Genomic DNA, 7,279 nt, shown 5'->3' on the forward strand with positions numbered 1-7,279 from the left:
GCGGGGTCCTCTGCCTTCTTGCAGGCGCTGCCCAGAAGCAGCGCCGAGCCAAGGATGACGGCGGGGCCGAGACGGCGACTCATGGTGCGCTCCAGCGGAAAAAACGGCCCTCCACCATGGCAGAAGGTTGGGCCTCGGAGGAAGCCACCCCAGGAGTACCGGAGCGGCGCACCGGGGTCATCGGGACCTCGTCGCTTTCCTTCCGGGTGGGCTGACACTTCAAGCCCAGAAGCCCACTTGTTGAGGTCCAGGTTCTTGAGGCCCAGGTGCCTCGAACGCGGGAGTGCGTGCTTCAGCGTCAGCCGCTCCAGCTCGGAGGACTCGCCGAGCAGCTCACGTCGCCGCGGACCACAGCTCCACTTCGTGCTCGCGAGCCCGCCGCAGCGCCTGCCCCAGCTCCACCGGGTAGGGCTGGCGCGTGGGCGACAGGGCGCGAATCCCTGGCGGCAGCCGTGAGACCTCGCGTCGCGCGTAGTCGCGGATGTGCTCCAGCGTGGGTGAGGCCTCGGGCAGCCGCTGTCCTCCGCGCATCACCGGTTGGAGCAAGGGCCTTCCAGGCGCGGCGTCCTGCCTGCACGTGAGCACGTCGCCGCGCGCCACGCCGTCCACCTCTTGCCGGTAGATTTGCTTCGCGCCCGGGAGCAGCAGCTTCCCCGACGACAGCTTTACCCGGGGCCGCCCCGCGTACGCCACCAGCTTGTAGGCCATGTCCAGCGCGGGCGCGTCCGACGAAACGCCCATCGCCGTGCCCACGCCGAAGCTGTCGATGGGCGCCCCGCGCGCCACCAGCCTCGCCACCGCGTCTTCGTCCAGCCCGCCGCTCGCGTACACGCGCACCTGCTCCAGGCCGGCTTCGTCGAGCAGCTCCCGCGCCGCCTTCGACAGCGCGAGCAAATCTCCCGAGTCCAGTCGGATGGAGCGCACCTGGAAGTCCTCGCCCAGCTCCCGCGCCAGCCGGATGACGTGCTGCACGCCGCGCAGCGTGTCGTAGGTGTCCACCAGCAGCGTGGCGTCCGGATGGACGCGCACGAAGGCGCGGAACGCCTCCAGCTCGTCGTCGTGCGCCTGCACGTAGCTGTGCGCCATGGTGCCCGCGAGCGGAATCCCATACGTCTTCCCCGCCAGCACATTGGAGGTGGAGTCCACGCCCGCCAGATACGCCGCGCGCGCCACCTTCAGCCCGGCGTCCGTGCCGTGGTAGCGCCGCAGGCCAAACTCCATGACGTGGCGTCCCGCGGCGGCCGTCACCACGCGCGCGGCCTTCGAGGCCACGGTCGTCTGGAAGTGCACCTGGTTGAGGAGGTACGTCTCCACCAGCTGCGCCTCCGGCAGGGGCGCGCGGACCTCCAGCAGGGGCTCCTCGGCGAACACCGGCGTGCCCTCCGGGACGGCGTCCACGTCACCGCTGAAGCGGAAGCGTTCGAGCCACCCGAGCAGCCGGTCCGAGAAGCGGCCTTGAGCCGCCAGCCAGTCCAGCGCCTCCGCGCCGAAGCGCAGCTGCTCCAGGTACCTCAGCGCATCGTCGAGCCCCGCCGCCAGCAGGTAGTTGCGCCGGTGCGGGAGCCTGCGCGCGAAGAGGCTGAACACGGCCTCGTCCCACATTCCCTCTTCGAGGTAGGCCTCCGTCATCGTCAGTTGGTAGAGGTCCGTCAGCAGCGCGGCGTCTTCCAGCCGGTTCATGTCGGGGGCTCCGCTCGAAGGGGCACTGGCGCCTCAGACTCAAGCTAGGCCCTGGCCTCGCCGCGCGCTCCCGCACGTCCGCTGCCCGGCGGGCAGGCGTTCGCCTCGCGCGCAGCTTTTGCCGCTCGGCCCCCGGCTGCGCATATTTTGCGCGGCTGTCGAAGGCCGACAGCATAGGGTGCCGCCTGGAGCAGGCCTTGCATTGAGGTCGAGCAGGGGAGCAAGCATGCGAGTGGCTGTCTTCGACACACACCGATACGACCGAGACGCGCTGGAGGCCGCCAACGCGCGTTTCGGACATGCGCTCACCTACTTCGAGCCGCGGCTGACGCTCCAGACGGCGCCCCTGGCGGAGGGCTTTCCCGCCGTGTGCTCCTTCGTCAACGACAAGGTGGACGCGGCCACGCTGGCGGTGTTGCACGCGGGCGGGGTGCGGCTCGTGGCGGCGCGCTCCGCGGGCTACAACCACGTGGACCTCGAAGCGGCGCGGCGGCTGGACCTGCGCGTCACGCGCGTGCCGGAGTACTCCCCCCACGCGGTGGCCGAGCACGCGGTGGCCCTGGTGTTGTCCCTCAACCGCCACATCCCGCGCGCCTTCTCGCGCGTGCGTGACTGGAACTTCTCGCTCGACGGGCTGGTGGGCTTCGACCTCGCTGGCAAGACGGTGGGCGTGGTGGGCACGGGCCGCATCGGGCGCGTGGCGGCGCGCATCTTCAAGGGCTTTGGTTGCAACGTGCTCTGCTACGACGTGGCGCCGGACGCGGCCTTCGAGCGCGAGCTGGGCGTGCGCTACGCACCGCTCGAAACACTCTTCGCCGAGTCGGACATCCTCTCGCTGCATGTCCCGCTGACGCCGGGCACGCGGCACCTGGTGGACGCGGCGGCGCTGGCGCGGATGAAGCGGGGCGCGCTGCTCATCAACACGGGCCGCGGCGCGCTCATCGACAGCAAGGCGCTGGTCGCCGCGCTCAAGTCCGGTCACATCGGCGGGGCCGGACTGGATGTGTATGAAGAAGAGGAGGGCGTCTTCTTCCAGGACCTCTCCGGGCAGGTGCTCCAGGACGACGTGCTGGCGCGGCTCCTGACCTTCCCGAACGTGCTCGTCACGTCGCATCAGGCCTTCCTCACCCACGAGGCGCTCGCCAACATCGCCGAGACGACGCTGGCGAGCATCCAGGCCTTCGAGCGTGGCGAGCCCCTGGTGAACGAGGTGCGCGCCGAGCAGGTGCTCCGCGCGCGTTGATTTCCACTCTACGCCTCACTCGAACCTGGAGCTGCCATGTCCATTGTCTGCGCCACCAACTTCTCCGACGCCGCGCGGCGCGCCTCCACGCTGGCCGCGGAGCTGGCTCGCAAGGCCGGCACGTCCCTGTGGCTGGTCCATGTCCTCAACCCCGACTCCGTGCGTGCCTTTGGCCAGGCCCTGCTGGGCTCCGCCGAGGCGGTGCTGAGCGACGAGACGAAGCGCCTGGAGAAGCTGGGGGCGAAGGTGGAGCCCGTGCTCCTCACCGGCGAGCCGGCGGTGATGCTGGAGGCGTTCTGCCGCGAGCAGCGCGCCTCGCTGGTGGTGGCGTCGCGGGACGTGGACGAATCCCCCTTCGGGGGCGAGGGCGGCACGGTGGACCGGATGGCGCAGTCGCTGACGGTGCCGCTGCTCGTCATGCGGGACCCGGCGCCGCTGGAGGCGTGGGCTCGGGGAGCGCGGCCCCTGAAGGTGCTCCTGGGCGTGGACCGCTCCCTGCCCTTCGAAGCCGCGCGGGACTGGGTGCTGACGCTGCGCAAGGGCGGCCGGGTGGACGTGGTGGGCGGACGCGTCTACTGGCCCGAGGAAGAAGCCCGCCGCCTGGGGCTGCGGCAGGCCATGGCCTACGGCGAGGCCCCGCCCGAGCTGCAGCAGGCGCTGGAGCGGGAGAGCGCGGAGCTCCTGGCTCCGCTGGCGGACGCTGGTGCGCCCGTGCGCGTCCGCGTGGAGGCGGGCGTGGGGCGCATCGCCGACCACCTGGTGGAGCTGGCCGAGCAGGAGCAGGTGGACCTGATGGTGGTGGGCACGCACCACCGGCGCGCGATGGGGCGGCTGTGGAGCGTGTCGCGCCACGTGCTGCGGCTGGCGCGGATGTCCGTGGTGTGCGTGCCCTCGCAGGCGATGACGGTGGGGGTGGACACGCCGCTGCCGGAGTACCGCGAGGTGATGGTGGCCACGGACTTCTCGGAGACGGGCAACCGCGCGGTGGCGCATGCCTGCGCGCTGACGTCGCCGGGCGGCACGGTGCACCTGGTGCACGCCACCGAATCGAAGCCGTCACTCGAAGAGGAGGCCCAGCTGCGCGAGCAGCTCTCGACGCTCGTCCCCAAGGGCGCGCGGGACAGGAACGTGCGGCTGGAGGTCATCCCCGGCGGCAAGGACGTGGTGGCCACGCTGGCGCAGACGGCCGAGCGGCTGGGCGTGAGCGCCATCGTCATGGGCACGCATGGGCGGTCGGGCTGGAAGCGCGCCGTGCTGGGCTCGGTGACGCAGTCCCTGCTGGTGCGCACGGACCGGCCCGTGCTGGTGGTGCGCCCCCCGGCGACGTGATGACGCGCGTGGACGCTTCCTGCTTCTCTAGGAGGCGTCCACGTCCACGTAGGCGCGCTTCGCCAGGACGGACACGAGGCGGCCCTCTGGCAGTACATAGGCGGAGAGCTTGCCGCCGTACACGCAGCCGGAGTCCAGCCCCACCGCATACGGGTGCCGCTGGACGCCCCGCATGGCGTCATGGCCGAAGATGACCAGCTCCGGCCCCTGCCACAGGCTGGCCCACGGCGCGCCCGCGTCCACGCGCTTCGACGGCGTCCCATCCGGCAGGATGCTGCGCAGGTTGAGCAGCTCGTCTTCCTTCTGCGCCTCCAGCGGCACGCCTGGCACCAGGCCGCCATGCACGGCGACCACGTTCAGCTCGGGGAAGAGGCGGTACAGCGGCTGGGCCTCCAGCCACGCCCAGTCCTCGGGCGTCAGGGTGTCCAGCACCTGCTGATGCTCGGGCTTCAGCTTCTTGCCGCGCGGCCCCCGGCCCGCGTGCCAGCGCAGCACGTGGGCGTCATGGTTGCCCCGCACCGCCAGGAAGCCCTGCTCACGCGCACGGCGCACCACGCCGGCGGAGTCCGGGCCCTTCGCCACCAGGTCCCCCACCAGCACCACGCGGTCGCCTGGCTGCCAGGCGCACTGCGCCAGCAGCGCGTCCAGTTCCTCCGCGCACCCGTGCACGTCTCCAATGAAGAGCGTTCGCATCCGCCCTCCCTTTAATGCGCTTTGCATCCATCCGGAAACCCTCTGTCGGGCGTCAGGCCTCCAGGACGCTCGCGCGGCGGGAATATGTGGGGGCCTGGGCAGGTGTGGTGTACCGGCCACGCCTGGCGCATGGCCCGCGCATTGCTGGTATGGCTGGTCGCGTGGTGGAGGTGAAAGTGGAGTCAATCGGCAGTGGCCCCGGGGACGCGGTCCATTCCTCGTGGCTGGAGTTGAGTGCGTCCGCCCTGCGGCACAACGTCGCCGTGTTCCGGGGCCTGGAGGGGCAGGGGGCGGCGCCGCGCGCGCTGGGGGTGGTGCTCAAGGGCAACGCGTATGGGCACGGGCTCGCGCAGGTGCTGCCCGTGGTCCACGGCGAGGTGGACGTCCTCTATGTCATCGCCCCGCAGGACGCGCTGAAGGTGCGGGAGTACGAGCGGGCACGGGGCCTGGCGCCGCGGCAGGTGCTCGTCCTGGGCGCGGTGGCGCCGGACGAGGCGGTGGTGCTGGCGCGCGCGGGCGTGGACGCGGTGGTGGCGGACCGTGGCTGGGCGGACGCGGCGGCGGTGCTGCGCGCGGCGAAGCTGGAGCGCCCTCTGCGGGTCCACGTCCACATCGACACCGGCCTGGGGCGCGAGGGCTTCACGCTGGAGGGGCTGCCCACGGAGGCTCGCTTCCTCACGGAGGCTCGCGACGTGCTGGAGGTGGTGGGCGCGCTCAGCCACTTCGCCAACACGGAGGACGTGACGGAGCAGGGCTACGCGCTGGCGCAGGTGGCGGCCTTCGAGAAGGGCCTGGCGTTCCTCTCGGAGCAACTGGCGCCGGCGCAGCCGCTGCAGCGGCACATCGCCGCGAGCGCCGCGACGCTGGTGCTGCCCCGCGCCCGCTATGAAGCGCTGCGCGTGGGGATTTCGCTCTACGGCCTGTGGCCGTCGCCGGAGACGCGGCTGTCGGCGCGGCTGGTGCTGGGCGAGGTGCCGGTGCTCAAGCCCGTGCTGTCGTGGCGGTGCCGCAGCCAGGTGGTGAAGTGGCTGCCCGCGGGCAGCTACGTGGGCTACGGCTGCACGTACCGGTGCCCGGAGCCCACGCGCATCGCGGTGCTGCCGGTGGGGTACTACGACGGCTACCCGCGCCTCGCGTCGGGCAAGGCGCACGTGCTGGTGAAGGGCCGCCGGTGTCCGGTGCTGGGACGGGTGATGATGAATCACCTCATCGTGGACGTGACGCGCGCCACGTCCGACGAGCGCCCGGTGACGGCCACGCTGCTGGGCCGCGACGGAGAGGAGTCCGTGCCCGCCGAGTCACTGGCCGGCTGGGCCCAGACGATTCACTACGAGGTCGTCACCCAGCTGGGGGCGCATCTGAAGCGGGTGGTGGTGGCGTAGGCCCGGCGGGCAGGGCGGCCTCAGGCGGAGGCGGCACCTTCCAGCGGCGGTGCAGCCACATCCACTGGTCCGGGTACTTGCGGATGCAGCGCTCCAGCGCGGCCGTGACGCGCGCGGTGTGCTCCGTCATCGGGTCGGCGCACTCACCCGGCGCGGGCGGGAGGATGGGGCCTTCGACCGCCAGGCGGAAGCGCGCGCCGCTCCGGCCGTTGCGCACGCTCATCACCACGAACACGGGGGCCTTCGTGCGCGCCGCCGCCACCGCCATGGCCGGCGTGGTGGAGGCCAGCTTGCCGAAGAAGGGCACGAAGGCGGCCGCCTTCGCTGGCAGTGCCTGGTCCAGCAACATGAAGGGCGACTCGCCGCGCTTCACGGCCTTGATGACTTCCTGGATGGCGCCCCGCGGGTAGATGAGGCCGGCGCCCATGCGCACGCGGTTCTCCGCGATGCGCGTGTTGAGCGCGCCCTTCAGCGGGCGCACCAGGCCGACAATCGGAATGCCGTGGCGGGTGACCATGTCCCCCAGCAGCTCCCAGTTGCCGAAGTGCGCCGTCACCAGCAGCGCGCCCTGGCCCGTGGCCACATGCGCCTTCAGCGCCTGCCAGGCCGCTTCGCCTTCCACGCCCTGCTCGGCCCAGTCCCGCGGCAGCCGGTCGCCGGACGGCAGCGACTCCAGCACCACGCGCGACATGTTGATGTAGGCGCCGCGCGCAATCTCGCGCCGCTCCGCGTCACTCTTCTCCGGCATCGCCATGGCCAGGTTTTCCAGCGCCACGCGACGACGGATGCCCAGCCTGTACGCGAGGTTGCCCACGAAGCGAGCGAGCGCGTCACGCGACTCCGGAGACAGCCACGTCACGAAGGCCCAGACGAAGCGCGTCAGGAATCCCACCACCCGTCCGGGGGGCGTGCCGACGACGCGGAGCAGGTGCTCCGCTGGTCGCTTCGGCGT

General features: G+C 71.7%; 6 protein-coding genes. 3 read left to right on the top strand and 3 right to left on the bottom strand.

Annotated features, from left to right (window positions below; all coding sequences use genetic code 11):
• Nucleotides 1-333 precede the first annotated feature (333 nt).
• Nucleotides 334-1,680 (bottom strand): nicotinate phosphoribosyltransferase, encoded by a 1,347-nt coding sequence (locus G4D87_RS30295; RefSeq protein WP_163786180.1) that lies wholly within the window; start codon nucleotides 1,678-1,680, stop codon nucleotides 334-336.
• 226 nt (nucleotides 1,681-1,906) lie between these two features.
• Here G4D87_RS30295 and G4D87_RS30300 point away from each other — a divergent pair, with 226 nt between their 5' ends.
• Together G4D87_RS30300 and G4D87_RS30305 are read left to right on the top strand one after the other, a co-directional pair.
• Nucleotides 1,907-2,923: a 2-hydroxyacid dehydrogenase gene (locus G4D87_RS30300; RefSeq protein WP_163786181.1), complete on the top strand. Its 1,017-nt coding sequence runs from the start codon at nucleotides 1,907-1,909 to the stop codon at nucleotides 2,921-2,923.
• 36 nt (nucleotides 2,924-2,959) lie between these two features.
• Nucleotides 2,960-4,252 (top strand): universal stress protein, encoded by a 1,293-nt coding sequence (locus tag G4D87_RS30305; RefSeq protein ID WP_163786182.1) that lies wholly within the window; start codon nucleotides 2,960-2,962, stop codon nucleotides 4,250-4,252.
• Nucleotides 4,253-4,279: 27 nt separating this feature from the next.
• Here G4D87_RS30305 and G4D87_RS30310 read toward each other — a convergent pair whose 3' ends face one another.
• A complete protein-coding gene (locus G4D87_RS30310; protein ID WP_163786183.1) occupies nucleotides 4,280-4,945 on the bottom strand; it encodes a metallophosphoesterase in 666 nt (221 codons plus the stop codon).
• Between the two features lie 149 nt (nucleotides 4,946-5,094).
• Between G4D87_RS30310 and alr the strand changes: the two genes are divergently transcribed.
• Nucleotides 5,095-6,327, top strand: a complete 1,233-nt coding sequence (gene alr, locus G4D87_RS30315; protein ID WP_163786184.1) for an alanine racemase — start codon at nucleotides 5,095-5,097, stop codon at nucleotides 6,325-6,327.
• On the opposite strand, the gene G4D87_RS30320 is transcribed toward alr, so the two are convergent.
• A partial coding sequence (locus G4D87_RS30320; protein WP_163786185.1) for a lysophospholipid acyltransferase family protein occupies nucleotides 6,284-7,279 on the bottom strand: 996 nt, incomplete at its 5' end. The two genes, alr and G4D87_RS30320, sit on opposite strands and share 44 nt — an antisense overlap.

The organism is Myxococcus vastator, assembly GCF_010894475.1.
GTDB lineage: Bacteria > Myxococcota > Myxococcia > Myxococcales > Myxococcaceae > Myxococcus > Myxococcus vastator.

Excerpts from the sequence above, each read along its gene's own strand:
- alr (WP_163786184.1), top strand. The coding sequence starts at position 5,095 with ATGGCTGGTCGCGTGGTGGAGGTGAAAGTGGAGTCAATCGGCAGTGGC.
- G4D87_RS30300 (WP_163786181.1), top strand. The coding sequence starts at position 1,907 with ATGCGAGTGGCTGTCTTCGACACACACCGATACGACCGAGACGCGCTG.
- G4D87_RS30305 (WP_163786182.1), top strand. The coding sequence starts at position 2,960 with ATGTCCATTGTCTGCGCCACCAACTTCTCCGACGCCGCGCGGCGCGCC.
- G4D87_RS30295 (WP_163786180.1), bottom strand. The coding sequence starts at position 1,680 with ATGAACCGGCTGGAAGACGCCGCGCTGCTGACGGACCTCTACCAACTG.
- G4D87_RS30310 (WP_163786183.1), bottom strand. The coding sequence starts at position 4,945 with ATGCGAACGCTCTTCATTGGAGACGTGCACGGGTGCGCGGAGGAACTG.